19 protein-coding genes are annotated in these 18,937 nt (G+C 73.8%); 10 read left to right on the forward strand and 9 right to left on the reverse strand.

Annotated elements, in window-relative coordinates; genetic code table 11:
* Positions 1-68: 68 nt before the first annotated feature.
* The 3 genes from ACVMYR_RS13345 to ACVMYR_RS13355 are packed head-to-tail and all read left to right on the forward strand — an operon-like array spanning position 69 to position 2,121.
* Positions 69-362, forward strand: a complete 294-nt coding sequence (locus ACVMYR_RS13345; RefSeq protein ID WP_457121913.1) for a hypothetical protein — start codon at positions 69-71, stop codon at positions 360-362.
* Between the two features lies 1 nt (position 363).
* Complete coding sequence (locus ACVMYR_RS13350) at positions 364-1,530, forward strand: glutathionylspermidine synthase family protein (protein WP_091276688.1); 1,167 nt, start codon at positions 364-366, stop codon at positions 1,528-1,530.
* Between the two features lie 18 nt (positions 1,531-1,548).
* The gene (locus ACVMYR_RS13355; protein WP_077938189.1) at positions 1,549-2,121 is read left to right on the forward strand and encodes a CGNR zinc finger domain-containing protein; all 573 of its coding nucleotides are present in this window, start codon (positions 1,549-1,551) and stop codon (positions 2,119-2,121) included.
* A gap of 49 nt (positions 2,122-2,170) precedes the next feature.
* On the opposite strand, the gene ACVMYR_RS13360 is transcribed toward ACVMYR_RS13355, so the two are convergent.
* Complete coding sequence (locus ACVMYR_RS13360; RefSeq protein WP_176734114.1) at positions 2,171-2,977, reverse strand: sugar phosphate isomerase/epimerase family protein; 807 nt, start codon at positions 2,975-2,977, stop codon at positions 2,171-2,173.
* 107 nt (positions 2,978-3,084) lie between these two features.
* A complete protein-coding gene (locus ACVMYR_RS13365; protein WP_077938188.1) occupies positions 3,085-4,029 on the reverse strand; it encodes a Ppx/GppA phosphatase family protein in 945 nt (314 codons plus the stop codon).
* 74 nt (positions 4,030-4,103) lie between these two features.
* On the opposite strand from ACVMYR_RS13365, the gene ACVMYR_RS13370 reads away from it, so the two are divergent.
* A complete protein-coding gene (locus tag ACVMYR_RS13370; protein ID WP_096761667.1) occupies positions 4,104-4,910 on the forward strand; it encodes a hypothetical protein in 807 nt (268 codons plus the stop codon).
* Positions 4,911-5,017: 107 nt separating this feature from the next.
* Here ACVMYR_RS13370 and ACVMYR_RS13375 read toward each other — a convergent pair whose 3' ends face one another.
* Complete coding sequence (locus ACVMYR_RS13375) at positions 5,018-5,701, reverse strand: response regulator transcription factor (RefSeq protein ID WP_043965295.1); 684 nt, start codon at positions 5,699-5,701, stop codon at positions 5,018-5,020.
* 13 nt (positions 5,702-5,714) lie between these two features.
* Positions 5,715-7,025 (reverse strand): sensor histidine kinase, encoded by a 1,311-nt coding sequence (locus ACVMYR_RS13380; RefSeq protein ID WP_077938187.1) that lies wholly within the window; start codon positions 7,023-7,025, stop codon positions 5,715-5,717.
* A gap of 211 nt (positions 7,026-7,236) precedes the next feature.
* Between ACVMYR_RS13380 and phoU the strand changes: the two genes are divergently transcribed.
* On the forward strand, positions 7,237-7,890 hold the full coding sequence (gene phoU / locus ACVMYR_RS13385) for a phosphate signaling complex protein PhoU (protein WP_043965293.1): 654 nt from the start codon (positions 7,237-7,239) through the stop codon (positions 7,888-7,890).
* Between the two features lie 69 nt (positions 7,891-7,959).
* On the opposite strand, the gene ACVMYR_RS13390 is transcribed toward phoU, so the two are convergent.
* Positions 7,960-8,727 (reverse strand): phosphoglyceromutase, encoded by a 768-nt coding sequence (locus ACVMYR_RS13390; RefSeq protein WP_043965291.1) that lies wholly within the window; start codon positions 8,725-8,727, stop codon positions 7,960-7,962.
* A gap of 151 nt (positions 8,728-8,878) precedes the next feature.
* Here ACVMYR_RS13390 and ACVMYR_RS13395 point away from each other — a divergent pair, with 151 nt between their 5' ends.
* Entirely contained in the window at positions 8,879-10,165 is a 1,287-nt protein-coding gene (locus ACVMYR_RS13395) for an MDR family MFS transporter (RefSeq protein WP_077938186.1), read from the forward strand.
* A 422-nt stretch (positions 10,166-10,587) separates the two neighbouring features.
* Here the strand turns inward: ACVMYR_RS13395 and ACVMYR_RS13400 are convergent, their stop codons facing one another.
* The 3 genes from ACVMYR_RS13400 to mshA all read right to left on the reverse strand — a co-directional run bounded on the left by ACVMYR_RS13400 (position 10,588) and on the right by mshA (position 13,693).
* Positions 10,588-11,409: a hypothetical protein gene (locus ACVMYR_RS13400; RefSeq protein WP_457122052.1), complete on the reverse strand. Its 822-nt coding sequence runs from the start codon at positions 11,407-11,409 to the stop codon at positions 10,588-10,590.
* A 288-nt stretch (positions 11,410-11,697) separates the two neighbouring features.
* The gene (locus tag ACVMYR_RS13405; protein WP_077938184.1) at positions 11,698-12,231 is read right to left on the reverse strand and encodes a type III secretion system chaperone family protein; all 534 of its coding nucleotides are present in this window, start codon (positions 12,229-12,231) and stop codon (positions 11,698-11,700) included.
* 97 nt (positions 12,232-12,328) lie between these two features.
* On the reverse strand, positions 12,329-13,693 hold the full coding sequence (gene mshA, locus ACVMYR_RS13410) for a D-inositol-3-phosphate glycosyltransferase (RefSeq protein WP_457121914.1): 1,365 nt from the start codon (positions 13,691-13,693) through the stop codon (positions 12,329-12,331).
* A 192-nt stretch (positions 13,694-13,885) separates the two neighbouring features.
* Here mshA and ACVMYR_RS13415 point away from each other — a divergent pair, with 192 nt between their 5' ends.
* The gene (locus ACVMYR_RS13415) at positions 13,886-14,650 is read left to right on the forward strand and encodes an SDR family NAD(P)-dependent oxidoreductase (RefSeq protein WP_457121915.1); all 765 of its coding nucleotides are present in this window, start codon (positions 13,886-13,888) and stop codon (positions 14,648-14,650) included.
* A gap of 31 nt (positions 14,651-14,681) precedes the next feature.
* Entirely contained in the window at positions 14,682-15,461 is a 780-nt protein-coding gene (locus ACVMYR_RS13420) for a class I SAM-dependent methyltransferase (protein ID WP_457121916.1), read from the forward strand.
* Positions 15,462-15,495: 34 nt separating this feature from the next.
* Here ACVMYR_RS13420 and ACVMYR_RS13425 read toward each other — a convergent pair whose 3' ends face one another.
* Complete coding sequence (locus tag ACVMYR_RS13425) at positions 15,496-16,587, reverse strand: UDP-N-acetylmuramate dehydrogenase (protein ID WP_077938181.1); 1,092 nt, start codon at positions 16,585-16,587, stop codon at positions 15,496-15,498.
* Between the two features lie 69 nt (positions 16,588-16,656).
* Here ACVMYR_RS13425 and ACVMYR_RS13430 point away from each other — a divergent pair, with 69 nt between their 5' ends.
* A complete protein-coding gene (locus ACVMYR_RS13430; RefSeq protein WP_457121917.1) occupies positions 16,657-17,418 on the forward strand; it encodes a maleylpyruvate isomerase family mycothiol-dependent enzyme in 762 nt (253 codons plus the stop codon).
* A 208-nt stretch (positions 17,419-17,626) separates the two neighbouring features.
* Positions 17,627-18,931: an ABC transporter substrate-binding protein gene (locus ACVMYR_RS13435; RefSeq protein ID WP_077938179.1), complete on the forward strand. Its 1,305-nt coding sequence runs from the start codon at positions 17,627-17,629 to the stop codon at positions 18,929-18,931.
* The last annotated feature ends 6 nt before the right edge of the window (positions 18,932-18,937 follow it).

Genomic DNA, 18,937 nt, shown 5'->3' on the forward strand with positions numbered 1-18,937 from the left:
CCGGGCGGCGGCCCCGCCGGCGCAGCCCCGGGACGGGTGACGTGGCGCGGATCAGCTACAACGATGCCGTGGAACAACGCCCCCGACGCCGGCTCCGGTCGGCCACCGTGCAGCTCGGCGCGCTGACCGCCCTCGCGCTCACCATCTCCGGCTGCAACATGTCCTCCGGCGACGACGATGACGACGACTGCGCGCTCGGGCCGGTCGGCGGCGGGACGACCGTGGCGCTGGCGATGCACGTGCCCGCCACCGGCACCGCCGTCACCACCGACGCCGGGCGCGGCGCCCCCCGGGCGGGTGCCGCCGCGGCGGTGCCGGAGCGCGGCGGCTTCGGCACCCATCTCGCCTCCTGCGGCGGCTGACGTGCGGCGCGAGGCGGCCACCCCGCGCGCCGACTGGGACGCCACGGTCCGCTCGCAGGGCCTCGTCTACATCGACACGGAGCTGCCCGACGGCGGGATCGTGTCGTACTGGGACGAGACCGCCGCGTACGTCTTCGGGCTGGAGGAGGTGCTCCGGCTGGAGGAGGCGACCGCCGAGCTGCACCGGATGTGCGTCGCCGCCGCCGAGCACGTGGTGGCCCGGGGCCGGTACGCCGAGTTCGGCATCCCCGGGTGGGCGGCCGAGGCGGTGGCCCGTTCGCTGCGCGAGAAGCCGCCGAGCCTCTACGGCCGGTTCGACCTCTGCTACGACGGCAGCTGGCCGCCGAAGCTGTTGGAATACAACGCCGACACCCCCACCTCGCTGGTCGAGGCGAGCATCGTGCAGTGGTTCTGGCTGGAGGAGACGCGCCCGGCGGCGGACCAGTGGAACAGCCTGCACGAGCGCCTCGTCGCGGCGTGGGCGCGCATCGGCGCGGGCCTGCACGACGACCGGGTGCACGTGGTGTGGTCGAACGAGGAGGAGTCGGGCGAGGACCAGATCACGGCCGGCTACCTCGCCGAGACCGCCCGGCAGGCGGGGCTGAAGGCGGAGCTGCTGCCGATCCAGGACATCGGCTGGGACGGCCGGCGCTTCGTCGACGCCGCCGACGGTCCGGTCACCACCTGCTTCAAGCTCTACCCGTGGGAGTGGATGCTCGCCGAGCCGTACGGGCCGCTGGCCCTGGAGCCGGGCACCCCGACGACCTGGATCGAGCCGGCCTGGAAGCTGCTGCTGTCCAACAAGGCGCTGCTCGCCGTGCTGTGGGAGCTGTTCCCCGGGCACGAGTACCTCCTCCCCGCGTACCTCGACTCGCCGCGGCAGATGACCGAGTACGTGGCGAAGCCGCTGCTCGGCCGCGAGGGCGGGTCGGTGCGGATCGTCACGCCCGCCGGGGAGGTCAGCAATCCCAGCGACTACGGCGACGAGGGCTTCTGCTACCAGGAGTTCCGGGCCCTGCCGAGCTTCGACGGCAACCACGTGGTGCTGGGCAGCTGGATCGTCGACGGCGAGCCGGCCGGCGCGGGCCTGCGGGAGAGCACCAGCCTCATCACCGACAACTACGCCCGGTTCCTGCCGCACTACATCGACACGCCGCGCCTGACGTGAGTCGTCTACCGTTGGGGTGTGAACTTCGACGCGTACGCCCGGACCGGGGTTGACCTCGTCAACGCCCGGCTGGACGACCTCGACGACCTGCGGGCCCTCTTCCCCGACGAGAACGCGTGGATGCGCGACGAGGTCGCGGACCGGGACCTGGCGATCTTCCGGCGGGCGCAGAAGCGGCTGCGGGACGTCTTCGACTACGGCACCTCGGGGCGCGACATCGAGGCGGTCGCCGAGCTGAACGCGCTGCTGGAGGCGTACCCGGTGCAGCCGCGCATCTCCGGCCACGACTCCAGCGACTGGCACATGCACGTCACCAGCCGGGGCGCGTCGGTGAGCGCGGAATACCTGGCCGGCGCGGTGTGGGGCCTGTCGGTGTGGCTCTGCCAGTACGGCAGCGCCCGGTTCGGGGTCTGCGCCGACGAGCGCTGCGGCAACGTCTACCTGGACACCTCGTCGAACTGCTGCCGGCGGTTCTGCTCGGAGCGCTGCGCCACCCGGTCGCACGTGGCCGCGCACCGGGCCCGCAAGCGGGCGGCGATCGGCGAGCAGCAGGTCACCGCCCCGGCCGAGGCGCTGGCCCCGGCCCGCTGACCGGGTCGGGTCGACCCGGGCGCCGGGCCGGCCGGGCAGCGAGCGCGGCTCAGGCGTCGACGGGGGACGGCGCGGTCAGGTTGGCGCGGGCGAACTCCAGGGCCTCGCGCAGGTCGGCCTCGCGGACGGCGCGGCTCTTCGCGCCCCGCGTGGTGACCTCGACGGCCACCGAGCCGGTGAAGCCGCGCCCGGCCAGGGAGCGCAGCAGCTCGCCGCACGGCTGGCCGCCGCGCCCCGGCACCAGGTGCTCGTCGCGCCCCTCGCCGGTGCCGTCGCCGAGGTGCACGTGGGCGAGGCTCGACCCCATCCGGTCGGCCATGGCCAGGGCGTCGGTGTGCGAGGCCGCGCAGTGCGACAGGTCGAGGGTGTACGACGGGTAGCCGGTCTCGGTCGGGTCCCACCCGGGGGCGTACGGGACGAACTGCCGGCCGGCCATCCGCACCGGGTACATGTTCTCCACGGCGAAGCGCAGCCCGGTGAACCGCCCGGCGACCTCGTCCAGCCCGTCGGCGAAGGTGCGGGCGTAGTCGCGCTGCCAGGTGAACGGCGGGTGCACCACGACGGTGGGCGCCTCCAGGGTGTCGGCCAGCTCGGCGGCGCGGCGCAGCCGCTCCCACGGGTCGGGGCTCCACACCCGCTGGGTGACCAGCAGGCAGGGGGCGTGGACGGAGAGCACCGGCACACCGTAGTGCGCGGCGAGGCCGCGCAGCGCGCCGGCGTCCTGGCTGACGGCGTCGGTCCAGACCATGACCTCGATGCCGTCGTATCCGAGTGCCGCGGCCAGCTGGAACGCCGCCGCGGTCCGCTCAGGGAACACCGAGGACGTGGACAGGAGCACCGGGACGCGGGAAGTCACAGCTGCCAGCGTAGCCCGGCCCACGTTGCGGCATCGTGACGAGTAATCGCAAATCGCCCGTAGCGCCGCAACGGGCCTCCGGGACGTCACGGCAGGTCACCGGGCGTTCAGCGTTCGGTGAGCCGGTCGAGCTGGCGCAGGATGACCCCCTCCCGCAGCGCCCACGGGCAGATGTCCAACGCGGGCACGTCGAGCCGGCGCAGCACCGCCTCGGCCACCACCGCCCCGGCCAGCAACTGGTGCGCCCGGCCGACGCTCACCCCCTCCAGCTCGCTCAGGTGGCGCGGCGGGATGTGCCGGACGAAGCCGAGCACCTGCCGCAGCCCGTCCCGGGTCAGGCTGCGCCGGGCCCACAGGCCGGCGCCGGAGGGGGCCGCCCCGGCCAGCCGGGCCAGGGTGCGGAACGTCTTCGAGGTGGCCACGGGGCGTTCCCAGCCCACCTCGGCCATCTTCTCCACCACCGGGTCGAGCAGCCCGTCGACGTACTCCCGCAGTTCCGCCACGGCCCCGGCCGGCGGCGGCTCCGCGCCGTCGGGGTCGATGCGCAGCCGCTCCCGGGTCAGCCGGCCCGCACCGAGCGGCAGGGAGACCGCGACGTCCGGGTCCTCGTCGATGCCGGCGGCGATCTCCAGGGACCCGCCGCCGATGTCCAGGGCGAGCAGCCGGCCCGCCGACCAGCCGAACCACCGCCGGACCGCGAGGAACGTCATCCGCGCCTCGTCCGCGCCGGAGAGCACCTCCAGCCGTACGCCGGTGGCCTCGCGCACCCGCGCCAGCACCTCGGCCGCGTTGGTGGCGTCGCGCACCGCGGAGGTGGCGAAGGCCAGCAGGTCGTCGCTGCCCAGCCGGGTGGCCGAGGCGCGGGCCGCGTCGACCGCCCGGACCAGCCCGTCCGCGCCGGCCTCGGTGAGCGCCCCGTCCGGGCCGATCTGCTCGGCGAGCCGGAGCACCACCTTCTCCGAGTGCGCCGGCCACGGGTGCGCGCCGTGGTGGGCGTCGACCACCAGCAGGTGCACCGTGTTGGAACCGACGTCGAGGACTCCCAGTCGCATGCCGAAGACACTAGGGCCTGCCCGGATCGGTGGCTCGCCGGTGCGAGCGGGGCACCGGGCGTACGCTGGTCCGGGTGACGAGCCAGATCGAGATCCAGGTGCTGGTGGACGACCCCGACGACCCGCGCAGCCGCGAGGTGGGGCTGGACTTTCCCCGGGAGTGGATCGAGTTCGTCGACCCGGCCGACGCCACGCACGTGATCCGCGCCGACCTGACCTGGCTGCTCTCCCGCTGGACCTGCGTGTTCGGCCAGGGCTGCCACGGCATCGTCGCCGGCCGGGCCGCCGACGGCTGCTGCTCGCACGGGGCGTTCTTCACCGACTCCGACGACGAGAAGCGGGTCCGGGCGGCCGTCAAGCGGCTCACCCCGGAAAACTGGCAGCACTTCCGGCGCGGGTTCAAGAACTGGACCGAGAACGACACGGTCGACGGCAAGACGCCGGCCCGGCGCACCGCCACCCGCGCGATCGACGCACCGTGCGTGTTCCTCAACGACGCCGACTTTCCCGGCGGGGGCGGCTGCGCGCTGCACGCGCAGGCCCTGCGCGACGGGGTGCACCCGCTGGAATACAAGCCGGACGTCTGCTGGCAGCTGCCGGTCCGCCGGGACCAGGAGTGGCACAAGCGGCCGGACAACACGAAGGTGCTGGTCTCCACGCTGGCCGAGTTCGACCGGCGGGGCTGGGGCGCGGGCGGGCACGACCTCGACTGGTGGTGCACCTCGTCGACGGACGCGCACGTCGGCACCGAGCCGATGTATGTCTCGTACGGCCCGGAGCTGACCGCGCTGGTCGGCGCGGCGGCGTACGCGAAGCTCGCGGAGCTGTGCGCGGCCCGGCTGCGGCAGGGCCAGATCGCCCCCCACCCGGCCAGCGCGTAAGGAAGGGCCCCCTGTTAACGCTTTCTGCATAGGAAGGGCCCCTTCCTAACCACGCTGGCGAGTGCTCAGCGCACCGACCGGGTGCGGTCAGGCGGTGATCGGGCCCGTCACGGCTCGAACTTGTAGCCCAGGCCCCGGACGGTGACGATGAAGCGCGGCGCGGACGGCTCCGGCTCGATCTTCGAGCGCAGCCGCTTGACGTGCACGTCGAGGGTCTTCGTGTCGCCGACGTAGTCGGCGCCCCAGACCCGGTCGATGAGCTGGCCCCGGGTCAGCACCCGGCCGGCGTTGCGCAGCAGCAGCTCCAGCAGCTCGAACTCCTTGAGCGGAAGCTGCACGGTGCCCCCGTCCACGGTGACCACGTGCCGCTCGATGTCCATCCGCACCGGCCCGGCCGCCAGGGTCGGCGCCCCCGACTCGGCCACGTCGGGGGTCTGCCGGCGCAGCACCGCCCGGATCCGGGCCACCAGCTCCCGGGGCGAGTACGGCTTCGTCACGTAGTCGTCGGCCCCGATCTCCAGGCCGACGACCTTGTCGATCTCGCTGTCCCGCGCGGTGACCATGATGATCGGCACGTGCGAGCGCTGGCGGAGCTGCCGGCACACCTCGGTGCCGGACATCTCGGGCAGCATGAGGTCGAGCAGCACGATGTCCGCGCCCGTCCGGTCGAACTCGGTGAGGGCGGACGGGCCGGTGGCCGCGACCGAGACCTCGAAGCCCTCCTTGCGGAGCATGTACGACAGGGCGTCGGAGAACGACTCCTCGTCCTCGACCACCAGAACGCGGCTCAACGGGGTATTCCTTTCATAGCGGTCGGACCTGCCGGAGCTCGGCCGGGCCGGCCTCGATCCCATCCGATTGCGGTGTCGGCAGCAGGTCGTCCGGTGGACGGGCCGGCAGCCGGAGGGTGAACGTCGACCCACCACCAAGAGTGCTCGACACCTCGACCCGGCCGCCATGGTTGCTGGCGATGTGTTTGACGATGGCCAGGCCGAGGCCGGTGCCGCCGGTGGCCCGGGAACGGGCCTGGTCGGCCCGGTAGAACCGTTCGAAGATCCGCTCGACGTCCGTCGGCGCGATCCCGATGCCCTGGTCGGCGACGGAGATCGTGACGTGCTCGCCGTCGGACCGGGTGGTGACCCGGACGGTGGTGTCCTCGCCCGAGTAGGTGATGCCGTTCTCGACGAGGTTCGCCACGGCGGTGGCGAGCTGGGCGTCGCTGCCGTAGACCGTCAGGCCGCGCTCGCCCTCGGTGGCCACCTCGATCCGCCGGGCGGCGGCGGTGGTGCGGGTGCGGTCGATCACCTCGGCGATCACCCAGTCCACGGCGACCGGCTCCGGGGCGGGCTGCGGCTCGGCGCCCTGGAGCCGGGTCAGCTCCAGCAGTTCCTGCACCAGCCGCCCCAGCCGGGTCGACTCGTGCTGGATGCGCTCGGCGAACCGGCGCGCGGCGACCAGGTCCTCGGAGAGGTCGGGGGCCGCCGCGCCGGCCGGCTCGGTGGCGTCCAGCAGCGCCTCGGCGAGCAGTTGCAGGGCCCCGATGGGCGTCTTCAGCTCGTGGCTGACGTTGGCCACGAAGTCCCGGCGGACCCGGGCCAGCCGGTGCGACTCGGTGACGTCGGCCGCCTCCACGGCCACGTGCCCGCCGCCGATGGCCATCGCCCGCAGGTGCACGCCGAGCGGGTCGGGGCCGGAGGCGTCGCGGCCGCGCGGCAGGTCCAGCTCGATCTCGCGCCGCACGCCGGTGCGCCGGACCTGCCCCGCGAGGGTACGGATCAGCGGGTGCGCGGCGATCGAGCCGGGCGTGGCCCCGGTGCGCAGCAGCCCCATCGCGCGGGCCGCCGGGTTGACCAGGACCGGCACGTCATCGGGGCCGAGCACCACGACGCCGGCGCGCAGCGAGTCCACCGTGCGGCGGCCCAGGCTGGAGAGGCCGGTCTGCTGCTCGTCGACCATCACGGGCCTCCCCCTGGTCCGGAACAGGCGGGCGGGGCCGCCGCTCCCGGCGGCCGGGCCGCGGCGACGCCACGACCGGACGAGCCGGGGCAGCAGCGACCCGATGGCCAGCCCGGCCACCAGTGTCACGACCGCCGCCGTCGTCACCGCCCACTCCACCCGGCGATCGTAGGGTCATTGTTCATCTGGACATCGCCACAAACGGGATGAAACGCTCTCGCTTCCGGCGATGTTCACCCGTCGGTCCCGCGTCGTTCACCAGCGTTCACCTCCGGTCATCTCCCCCGGCCTACGGTTGTCGCGCACCCTGCCAGACCAGCGCCGACGCCCGCAGCTCCGGGCCGGCGACCACCGACCACAGGACGTGATGATGCGCGACGAGTTCCGGGCCGACCTCCAGATTGTCAGCCAGCTGCTGGTGGACATGGCCGAGGCCATCCGCGCGGCCATGCGCCAGGCCACCCGCGCCCTGCTCACCGCCGACCGCCAGGCCGCCGAGAACGTGATCGAGCGGGACGCCGAGATCGACGAGCTCTACCGGCACGTCGAGGAGCGGGTCTGCGACCTGCTGGCCCGGCAGGCCCCCGTCGCCTCCGACCTGCGGGCCATGATCACCGCCCTGCACGTGGCCGCCGACCTGGAGCGGATGGGCGACCTGGCCGACCACGTGGCGAAGACCGCGCTGCGCCGGCACCCCTCGCCGGCCGTGCCGGCGGAGCTGCGGCCGGTCTTCGTCGACATGGCGTCGATCGCCGACCGGATGGCCGAGAAGATCGGCTCGGTGCTGGCCAAGCCCGACGCCGACCTCGCCGCCGAGCTGGACCGCGACGACGACGCCATGGACGACCTGCACAAGAGCCTGTTCGGGGTGCTGCTCGGCGACGACTGGCCGTACGGGGTGGAGACGGCGATCGACGCCACCCTGCTCGGCCGCTTCTACGAGCGGTTCGCCGACCACGCGGTCAACGCCGGCGAGCACGTCGTCTACCTGATCACCGGGGAGCCGGCCGCCGCGGCCGAGTGAGCGCCCCACGCGTTAGGAAGGGCCCCTTGTTATCGCGAAAGCGATAACAAGGGGCCCTTCCTTCGTCGGTCAGCGGCCCTGGTTGGCGACCGCGGCGGCGGCCTCCTTGGCGGCGGCCGGGTCGAGGTACGTCCCGCCGAGGACCTGCGGACGCAGCTGCGGGTCCAGGTCGTAGCGCAGCGGGATGCCGGTCGGGATGTTGAGCTTGGCGATCGCCTCGTCGCTGATCTGGTCGAGGTGCTTGACCAGCGCGCGCAGCGAGTTGCCGTGCGCGGCCACCAGCACCGTCCGGCCCGCCAGGATGTCCGGCACGATCGAGTCGTACCAGTACGGCAGCATCCGCTCGACGACGTCCTTGAGGCACTCGGTGCGCGGCATCAGCTCGGTCGGCAGCAGCGCGTACCGGGGGTCGCCCACCTGCGACCACTCGTCGTCGTCGGCGATCGGCGGCGGCGGGGTGTCGTACGACCGACGCCAGAGCATGAACTGCTCCTCGCCGTACTCGTCGAGGGTCTGCTTCTTGTTCTTGCCCTGCAGGGCGCCGTAGTGGCGCTCGTTGAGCCGCCACGACCGGCGCACCGCGATCCAGTGCCGGTCGGCGGCGTTCAGCGCCAGCTCGGCGGTGCGGATCGCCCGGCGCATCACGCTGGTGTGCACCACGTCCGGCAGCAGGTCGTGCTCGCGCAGCAGCTCACCGCCGCGGCGCGCCTCCGCCTCACCCTTGGCGGTCAGGTCGACGTCGACCCAGCCGGTGAAGAGGTTCTTCGCGTTCCAGTCGCTCTCGCCGTGCCGCAGCAGGACCAGCGTCCCGACGGTGGGCCCTTCGCTCGCAGTCATGCCGATCATCCTGCCGCACTCCGTCGATGGACACGCGGGGACCTGCGGTGACGACCACCACGTGGAAAAGCCGGTGACCGGCCTTCGGCCCCGCGACTAGGTTGTAAGGCGCTTTAGATACATCGGTCATTACCGAAAGCGGGGCGCGAGCGTGCGGGCGATGCGGGGCTGGTTCCGGGACACCACGGGCGGGCTGCCCAGGACCTTCTGGTACCTGTGGACGGGCACCCTGATCAACCGCCTCGGCTCGTTCGTCCTGGTCTTCCTGGCCATCTACCTCACCCAGGAGCGCGGCTTCGACGAGCTGGCCGCCGGCCTCGTGCTCGGCCTGTGGGGCGTCGGCGGCGCGGTCGGGACGACGCTGGGCGGGACGCTCGCCGACCGGTGGGGCCGGCGACCGACGCTGCTCACCGCCCACCTCGGCGCGGCGGCCATGATGCTCACCCTCGGCTTCGCCCAGCAGCTCTGGGCGGTGGCCGGCGGGGCGCTGCTGCTCGGCCTGTTCGCCGAGGCGGCCCGCCCGGCGTTCGGCGCGATGATGATCGACGTGGTGCCGGAGCGGGACCGGCTGCGCGCGTTCTCGCTCAACTACTGGGCGATCAACCTCGGCTTCGCCTGCGCGGCGATCCTCGCCGGCCTGGCCGCCGAGGCCAGCTACCTCCTGCTGTTCGTGATCGACGCGGCGACCACCCTGGCCACCGCCGTGATCATCTTCGTGAAGGTGGCCGAGACCCGGGCTCCGGCCCGCGCCGCCGTGCACCCCGCCGGGGCCGCCCGTCCCCGCGGGGCGCTGCGCACCATCCTCGGCGACCGGGTCTACCTGGGCTTCGTGGCGCTCAACCTGCTCGGCGCGCTGGTCTTCCTCCAGCACATCTCGATGCTGCCGATCGCCATGGGCGACGACGGCCTGAGCCCGTCCACGTACGGCGTGGTGATCGCGCTCAACGGGGTGCTCATCGTGGCCGGGCAGCTCTTCGTGCCCCGGCTGATCCGTGGGCGCAGCCGCTCGCACGTGCTCGCCCTCGCCGCCGTGGTGATGGGCGTCGGGTTCGGGCTGACCGCGTTCGCCGACGCCGCCTGGTTCTACGCTCTCACGGTGCTCGTCTGGACCCTCGGCGAGATGCTCAACTCGCCGTCGAACTCCACCCTGATCGCGGAGCTCTCCCCCGCCGACCTGCGCGGCCGGTACCAGGGCGTCTTCTCGCTGTCCTGGCAGGTCGCCGGGGCCAGCGCGCCGATCCTCGGCGGCCTGGTCCGGCAGCAGGCCGGCAACGCGGCGCTCTGGCTGGGCTGCGCGGCGGTCGGCGTCGTGGTGGCGGTCGCCCACCTGGCCTCCGGGCCGGCCCGGGAGCGGCGGGCCACGGCGCTGCGCCCGCCGGCCGAGCCCGTCGGGCCCGCGCCGGCGGAACGTGGACAGTTGACGTCCGTCGTGAACTGAAGCTGTCCAAGATCCGGGGGCACGAAAGGCCGGGATCCGGGGGTACGAAAGGCCGGGGCGACGCAAAGCGCCCACCTCGACCAGTGGTCGTGATGGGCGCCCGCATCGTGCCGGCGGCGGCGGGCGACACTCACCCCCGTAAGCGTCGCCCGCTCGCGCCGCCGGTTCCAACGGGTGGCGCCGTCCCCCAACGGCGGGATCCACCCGTCCCTGCGCCTGCACTCGTGCACGGATCTGATCGATCCACCGCTCCCCCGAACGGTTACGAGCGTGGCGCGTGCAATAAAGCTAGTTTCCCCTGGTTGCGGATTCAACCCGGAACGGCTGTCTCGCCGGTCACAGCATCACCGTCCGAAACCGTACCCGTTCGCCGGGTCACCACCGGCACACCGGGACTACCCGTGCGCCGGCCCCGCAAACGCCTAGGCGTCCTCACGATCGGGTGACTCCGTGCGGAAGAAGTTGCTCTGCCGGCCGTCGCGCAGCTGCTCCTGGTAGATCAGGTTGAGCCTGCGGCCGTCGAAGGTGCGGAACCACTCGTCCCAGGTGATCTCCCGCACCCGGCTGCTCTCCCGGTACCCCGGCAGGTTGAACGTGAGCACCCCTGCCCGGCCGTTGCGCTCCGTGCCCGCGATCGTGGCCGGCCGGGCGTTGCGCTCCCGCGCCCAGCGCCGGATCACGTCGTGGTTGGTGGTGACCAGGCTGCGCCCCGGACGCTCCGGCCGGTCCTGGAGCGAGGTGATCGGCTGCGAGGACCGCGCCGACCGGGACGACGACCGGCCGGTCCGGATCGCCGACCGCTGGGCCGCGCCCTGGCCGGCCCGCGCCGGGGCCGCCTTCCTCGCCGGGGTGGCCCGGCGCGCCGAGGCCGAAGCCGGGACGGCCTTCCTCGCCGAAGCGGCCCGGCGCGCCGAGGCCGAAGCCGGGGCCGCCTTGGCCGCCCGCGTCGGGGTCGCCTTCGCCCGCGCCGGGGACGCCGTCGCCCGCGCCCGCGTGGGGGACGCCGTCGTCCGCGCCCGGCTCTGGGCCACCCTCGCCCGCGCCGGGGACGGGGCCGCCTTGGCCCGGCCCGGGGCCGCCTTCGCCCTCGTCGGGGCCGGGGAAGCCTTCGCCCGGGCCGGGGTCGCCTTCGTTCGGGCGGCGGCCGCGGTGCGCGTACCCCCGGCGGTCTTGGCCTTCGTGCCGCTGGCGCGGCCCGCGGGCCCGGTGCTGCGCCGCGCCGCGCCCCGGCCCTCGGCGCGCAGGGTACGGGCCAGGGCCTTCACCAGCTCCGGCTTGCGCAGCACGGAGATCCCGGCGACGCCCCGACGACGCAGCTGGCCGCGGATGTCGTCCACCCGCATGCGGGAGATCTCCGACTCGGAGATCGTCGGGGTGTTCGGGGTCTGGTTGCCCGTCTGCCGTCTCGTCCTGGTCGCAGCCCCGCCGCGACCTGAGCTGTTCCGCTGAGCCATGGGATGCTCCGCTCCTTGACAGTCCGTCCTCGGCGCGCGGTGGATCCCAGTGCCGCACCGCGCGGTGCGGCATACCCGTCAGGACGGCTCCGAACCTCCCGCCGCAGCCCGGCCGGCGGGCGACGGCTCGAAGAGGTGCGCGAACGCCGCCAGGTTGGCCGTGGACTCGCCGCGCTTGACCCGCCACTCCCACTCCCGCCGGATGGCGCTGCCGAAGCCGATCTCCAGCATCGTGTCGAACGACTCGTCGGCGTACGTCAGCACGCTGCCGAGCAGCCGGTCCAGCTCGTCCTCGTCGACCCCCGCCAGGTTCACCCGGCCGGTCAGGTAGACGTCGCCGACCGCGTCGATGGAAAACGACACGGCGTACATCCGCGCGTTGCGCTGCAGCAGCCAGGCCCACAGCTCCTCGCGTCGCTCGTCCGGCTGGCGCATCACGAACGCCTCGATCCGCAGCGCGTGCTCGCCGACGACGAGGTTGCAGATCGTCTTGAGCTTGTGGGTGCCGGGCAGGGTCACCGCGTACGACGCCTCGCCGGTGGACTCGACCGCCAGCTCCCGCTCGGCACAGACCGACTCGATCAGGGCGGCCACCTGGCTCCTCGCGCTCATCCGCCCCACTCTACGGCCGCCGGCGGTGGCGCGACGGCGCGGTGAGAAGGGTGCCCTTCTCTACCGTATGCGTTAACAGGGGGCCCTTCCTTGCACCTCACCAGGCGCAGGAGAGCGCCCGGTCCGCCGCGAGCCGGCTGGCCAGCCGCTCCCGGTGCTCGGCGATCGTCTCGCCGTAGACGGCGAGCAGGTTGCCGACCGTGCGGTCCCAGGAGAAGTTGCGGGCGTGTTGCTCGGCGCCCCGCCCCAGGGTCGCCCGCCGCGCCCGGTCCGGCAGCAGCCCCGCCAGCGTACGGGCCCAGTCGACCGGGTCGTGGCTGTCGACGAGCACCCCGCTGACCTGGTCCCGGACGGCGGTCACCAGGCCGCCCACGGCGGCGGCCAGCACGGGCGTGCCGCACGCCTGCGCCTCCAGGGCGACCAGCCCGAACGACTCGTTGTGCGACGGCACGGCCACCAGGTCGGCGGCCCGGTAGACGGCCGGCAGGTCGTCGCCGGTGCACGGCGGCAGGAAGCGCACCCGGTCGGCGATCCCGAGCGAGGCGGCCAGCTCGATCAGGGCGGTGGGCCGGTCCAGCCCGCTGCCGCTGGGGCCGCCGACGATCACCACGGTCAGCTCGTCGGCGAGGAGCGGGTCCCGTTCCCGCAGGGCGGCGGCGGCGCGGATCAGCACGTCGGGGGCCTTCAGCGGCTGGATCCGGCCGACGAAGGCCACCACGTACCCCGTGGTGGGCAGGCCGAGCCGGCGGCGGGCGGCGAGCATGGCCGCGTGCCGGTCCCCGGCGGCGGGCCGGAACCGGTCCAGGTCGACGCCGGGCTCGACCACGGTGACCCGGGCCGGGTCGGCGTCGTACCGGTCGAGCAGGTCGCGGGCCTCCACCCGGGTGTTGGCGACCAGCCGGTCGGCCTCGGCGACGACCTGCTCCTCGCCGATGACGCGGGCCTTCGGCTCGGGGCGGTCACCGGCGGCGAGCCGGTCGTTCTTGACCTTGGCCAGGGTGTGCGCGGTGTGCACCAGCGGCACCCCCCAGCGTTCCTTGGCCAGCCAGCCGACCTGCCCGGAGAGCCAGTAGTGCGAGTGGATCAGGTCGTAGTGGCCCGGCGGGCGGGCCGCCTCGGTGCGCAGCACCCCGGCCGTGAACGCGCAGAGCTGGCCGGGCAGTTCCTCCTTGGTCAGCCCCTCCAGGGGGCCGGCGGTGACGTGCCGGACGTGCACGCCCGGGGACATCTCGACCACCGGCGGCAGGTCGCCGGAGGTGGCCCGGGTGAAGATCTCCACCTCGACGTCGGCCGCGGCCAGCCGGCGGGCGACCTCCAGGATGTAGACGTTCATGCCGCCCGCGTCGCCCGTGCCGGGCTGGTGCAGGGGCGAGGTGTGCACCGACAGGGTGGCGATGCGCCGGGGGCGCGGCCACGGCCGGGCACCTCGCTGACGACCCACGCCGGTGTGCTGTTCCGCCACGTCCGCTCCCTCTGTCACGGTTGATGCCGTCCCGCACGACCGGCGCTCCTCGGTCAACCTGCGCGCCGCGTGTCATCTTCCCCATCGGGAACCGGAAATTCGTACCGGCGGCCCCCGGGCGTGACGGACCTCATCGACGCGGGCGGCCGGCCGGCGGCGCGCGCGGCGTCCCGGCGGGGTGAGAATGGCCCGATGACCTCTGTCGCGATCGTCACCGGGGCGTCCAGCGGGATCGGCGCGGCCACGGCCCGCCGGCTGGCCGCCGAGGGGTTCCACGTGCTGGCCGCCGCGCGGCGCACCGACCGGCTGGCCGCGCTCGTCGCGGAGATCGGGGCGGCCGGCGGGTCGGCCGCCGCCGTCGAGTGCGACGTCACGTCCGCGGAGTCGGTGGCGGGCCTCGCCGCGGCCGCGGCGACGGCCCCCGGGCCGGTCACCCTGCTGGTCAACAACGCCGGCGGCGCGCGCGGGCTCGACCCGGTGGAGTCCGGGTCGGTGGGCGACTGGCAGTGGATGTACGACGTGAACGTGCTCGGCACCCTGCGGGTCACCCAGGCACTGCTGCCCGCGCTGGAGGCGTCCGGGGCCGGCACGATCGTGATCGTCTCCTCGACCGCCGGCCACGTCGTCTACGAGGGCGGGGGCGGCTACAGCGCCGCGAAGCACGCGCAGACGGCGGTCGCCGGCACGCTGCGGCTGGAGCTGTGCGGCCGGCCCGTCCGGGTGATCGAGATCGACCCGGGGATGGTGAAGACCGACGAGTTCGCGCTGGTCCGCTTCGGCGGCGACGCCGACCGGGCCGACGCGGTCTACGCCGGGGTGGCCGAGCCGCTGGTCGCCGAGGACGTCGCCGACTGCGTCGCCTGGTGCGCGACCCGGCCGCAGCACGTCAACGTCGACCGGCTCGTGGTCCGCCCGCTGGCCCAGGCCGCGCAGCACAAGGTGCACCGGGCGGGCTGATGGGTCCCCGGTCGCGCGGGCGGAGGCGGCGGTGAGGCCGCAGGGGGTCGTCACCCGGGGCACGACCAACCCCAACCGGCTGCGCCGGGTCGACAACTGGATCGTCGAGACGTGCGGCGGCCGGCTGCGGGACGCGGCGGACCCGCTGGTGGTCGACCTCGGCTACGGCGCGACCCCGGTCACCGCCGTGGAGCTGCGCGCCCGGCTCGCCGCCGGGGTCCGCGCCGACGTGCGGGTGGTCGGGCTGGAGATCGATCCGGAACGCGTCGCCGCCGCGCAGCCGGCCGCCGACCCGCCCCGGCTCACGTTCGCCCGGGGCGGGTTCGAGCTGGCCGGGCTGCGGCCCGCGCTGGTCCGGGCGTTCAACGTGCTGCGGCAGTACGACGAGGCCGAGGTCGCCGCCGCGTGGCGCACGGTCACCGGGCGGCTTGCCCCGGGCGGGTTGCTGGTCGAGGGCACCTGCGACGAGCTGGGCCGGCTCGGCGGTTGGCTGCTGATCGACTCCGAGGGCCCGCGCACGCTCACCCTGGCGGCGAAGCTGACCACGCTGGGCAGTCCCGCCGAGCTGGCCGAGCGGCTGCCGAAGGCGCTGATCCACCGCAACGTGCCGGGCGAGGCGATCCACGACCTCCTCCGCGACCTGGACGACGCGTGGCGCTCCGCCGCCGCGTACGCGCCCTTCGGGCCCCGCCAGCGGTGGCTGCGGGCGGTGGCGGCGGTCCGCGACGCCGGCTGGCCGGTCGCCGACGGGCCCCGCCGCTGGCGGCACGGCGAGCTGACCGTCGACTGGTCCGCCGTCGCCCCCGCCTGAGCCGCCCCGCTCCTCGGCCCGGCCGGTGGGGTCGTCAGACGGCGCAGTTGACCAGGACCGGCTCCGGGTGCAGGGGCACGCCGAAGCGGGCGTGCACGCCGTCGCGGATGTCGCGGGCCAGGGCGATCAGCGCGGCGGTGCTGGCGGTGCCGCTGCGGTTGGTCAGGGCGAGGGTGTGCTTGCTGGAGATGGCCACCCCCTCGGGTCCGGGGTGGCCCTTGGCGAAGCCGGCCTTGTCGATCAGCCAGGCGGCGCTCACCTTCACCGTGTCGCCGGCCCCGGGCCAGTGCGGCGGCTCGCCGAGGTCGGCGGCCCGCCCGCGCAGCAGCTCGTACGCCTCGCCGTCGAGCACGGGATTGGTGAAGAAGGAGCCCACCGAGCGGGTGTCGGGGTCGGCGGCGTCGAGCACCATGCCCTTGCCGGCGCGCAGCCGCAGCACGGCGGCCCGGGCGTCGGCCAGCGGCACCGCGTCGCCGGGCTCGACGCCGAGCGCCCGGGCCAGCTCGGCGTAGCGGACGGGGCCGGACAGCGGGGAGCGGGCGAGCCGGAAGTCGACCGACAGCACCACCCAGCGCTCGCTGTACTTGAAGATGCTCGACCGGTACGCGAAGCCGCAGTCGGCCGCCTCGACCCGGCCCAGGCTCTCCTCGACGCGGTCGTACACCTGCACGCCGGTGATCGTCTCGGCGACCTCCTGGCCGTACGCGCCGACGTTCTGGATCGGGGTGGCGCCGGCCGAGCCGGGGATGCCGGAGAGGCACTCCAGCCCCGACCAGCCGTTGGCGACGGTGGCGGCGACGAGGTCGTCCCACGGCTCGCCGGCCTCGACCCGTACGGTGACGGTGTCGGCGTCCTCGGCGACGACCCGCAGCCCCCGGGAGCGCACCAGCACGACGGTGCCGGGGAATCCGGCGTCGCCGACGACCACGTTGCTGCCGCCGGCGAGGATCAGGACCTCATCGTCCCGCAGGCGGGCCTGCTGCACCTTTTGTACGATCTCCTCGGCGCTGGCAGCGGTCTCGATCCGTCCGGCCGGGCCTCCGAGGCACAGCGTGGTGTATTCCGCCAACCTGGTCGGTTCGGCGGCGCGGGTTTCGGTGGCCGGGCGGGCACTAACATCTGACACGCCTTTCACCCTAGGCTGAGAGGGAGCCGCGGCACCCACTTGGTGGCGCGGTCGCCCGGGAGGATCGTGATGAGCAGACTGCACGGCACGAAGGACTTCTGGATCGGCGCGCTGCGGACCGAGGGTCCCGCGTTCGCCGCCGCCGTTGCGGAGGCTCCCCCCGAGACACCCGTGCTCTCCTGCCCCGGCTGGACGATCACCGACCTGACCGTGCACCTCGGCGAGGTCTACACCTGGGTGAACACCATCGTGACGACCGGGGGCACCACCCGGCCCGAGCGCCCGAGCGTCCCGGCCGCGCCGCCCGCCGGGACGTCCGCGGTGGAGTTCTGGCAGCAGTCGTACGACCGGTTGATGGCGACCTTCGACGGGCTGGACCCGGAGACCCCGACGTGGAACTGGGCGCCGCAGCCGAAGAAGGCCGGCTTCTGGCCGCGCCGGATGGCGCACGAGACCTCGGTGCACCGCTGGGACGCCCAGCTCGCCATCGCCGCCGGTGAGCCGATCGAGGCCAAGCTCGCGGCCGACGGGGTGAGCGAGGTGCTGGACACCTGGCTGCCGGCGGGCCGGCGCAAGGCCACCGGCCAGTGGCACGGGGTGGTGCACCTGGCCGCGCCCGACGCGGGCCAGGACTGGTACCTGCGGCTGCGCGGCGAGGGCGTGGCGCTGCTGGACACCGACACCATCCTCGACCACGACGACCACCACGCCCGGGTCGAGGTCACCGGCACGGCGAGCGACCTGCTGCTGGCGCTGATGGGCCGGGTCAGCTTCGACACGCTCGGGGTGCGGGGCGACCGGGCCCTCCTCGACGGCCTGCGCACCGGCTGACCGCCCTCTTTCCCGCCTCGCGTGGCCCCCGGCGTTGCCGGGGGCCACGCGTCGTCGTGCCCGCCGCCCCGCCCTTCCTTTCCGCTCCGAGAGCGCTCTATTGACATCCGCATGGACAGCGACCACTCTCTTGTGAGAGCGCTCTCTCGAAGGTTCCACCCCCGTCCCCACCACCATGCGCACGACCTGAGAGGGGTCCGAGAACAAGATGGGTGTCTTTCCACGCCGCCGCCTCGCGGCCGTGGCCCTCGTCGCGGCCACCGCACTGCTCACCACCGCCGGCTGCGGCGGGGACGAGCCCGCCGAGGGCGGGCCGGTCACGCTGACCGTCGACGTCTTCGGCCAGATGGGCTACCAGGAGCTCTACCAGGAGTACATGGCCGCCCACCCCGACGTGAAGATCGTCGAGCGGGGCACCGGCGGCAACCTCGACGAATACTCGCCGAAGCTCACCCAGTGGCTCGCCGCGGGTAAGGGCGCCGGCGACGTGGTCGCGATCGAGGAGGGCCTGCTCGTCGAGTACAAGGCCAACCCGCAGAACTTCGTCAACCTGCTCGACCACGGCGCGGCCGAGCTCAAGGGCAACTTCCTCGACTGGAAGTGGAACCAGGCGCTGACCGCCGACGGCAAGCAGCTCATCGGCCTCGGCACCGACGTCGGCGGCATGGCCATGTGCTACCGCAGCGACCTGTTCGCCAAGGCCGGGCTGCCGACCCAGCGCGACGAGGTGTCCAAGCTCTGGCCCACCTGGCAGGACTACGTCGCCACCGGCGAGAAGTTCAAGGCGGCCAACACCGGCGCGGCGTTCCTGGACTCGGCCACCAACATCTTCAACACGATCGTGCTGCAGACCGCCGGCAACGCGCAGGGCTACCACTACTACGACACCGCCAACAACCTGGTGGTGGACAGCAACCCGGCCGTGCGGCAGGCGTGGGACACCACGATGGACATCCTCGACTCCGGCCTGTCCGGCAAGTACGGCTCCTGGTCGGAGGAGTGGGTCTCGGCGTTCAAGCAGGCCAAGTTCGCCACCATCGCCTGCCCGGCCTGGATGACCGGCGTCATCGAGGGCAACGCCGGCCCGGCCGCCAAGGGCAAGTGGGACATCGCCCAGGTGCCCGGCAACGGCGGCAACTGGGGTGGCTCCTTCCTCGCCGTGCCCAAGCAGAGCAAGCACCAGGCCGAGGCGATCGAGCTGGCGAAGTTCCTGACCAGCGCCAAGGGGCAGATCGGGGCGTTCAAGGCCAAGGGCCCGCTGCCGTCCAACCCGCAGGCGCTGGACGACCCGGCGATCGTCGACTCGAAGAACGCGTACTTCTCCGACGCCCCCGTCGGCAAGATCTTCGCGGCGGGCGCGAAGAGCCTCAAGCCGGTCTACATGGGCCCGAAGAACCAGGCCGTCCGCACCGAGGTGGAGAACGCCGTCCGCACCGTCGACCTCGGCCAGCGCAGCCCCGAGCAGGCGTGGACCGACGCGGTGAACAACGCCAAGAAGGCCGCCGCCAAGTAGGCCCGA

The organism is Micromonospora sp. PTRAS2 (assembly GCF_054052245.1).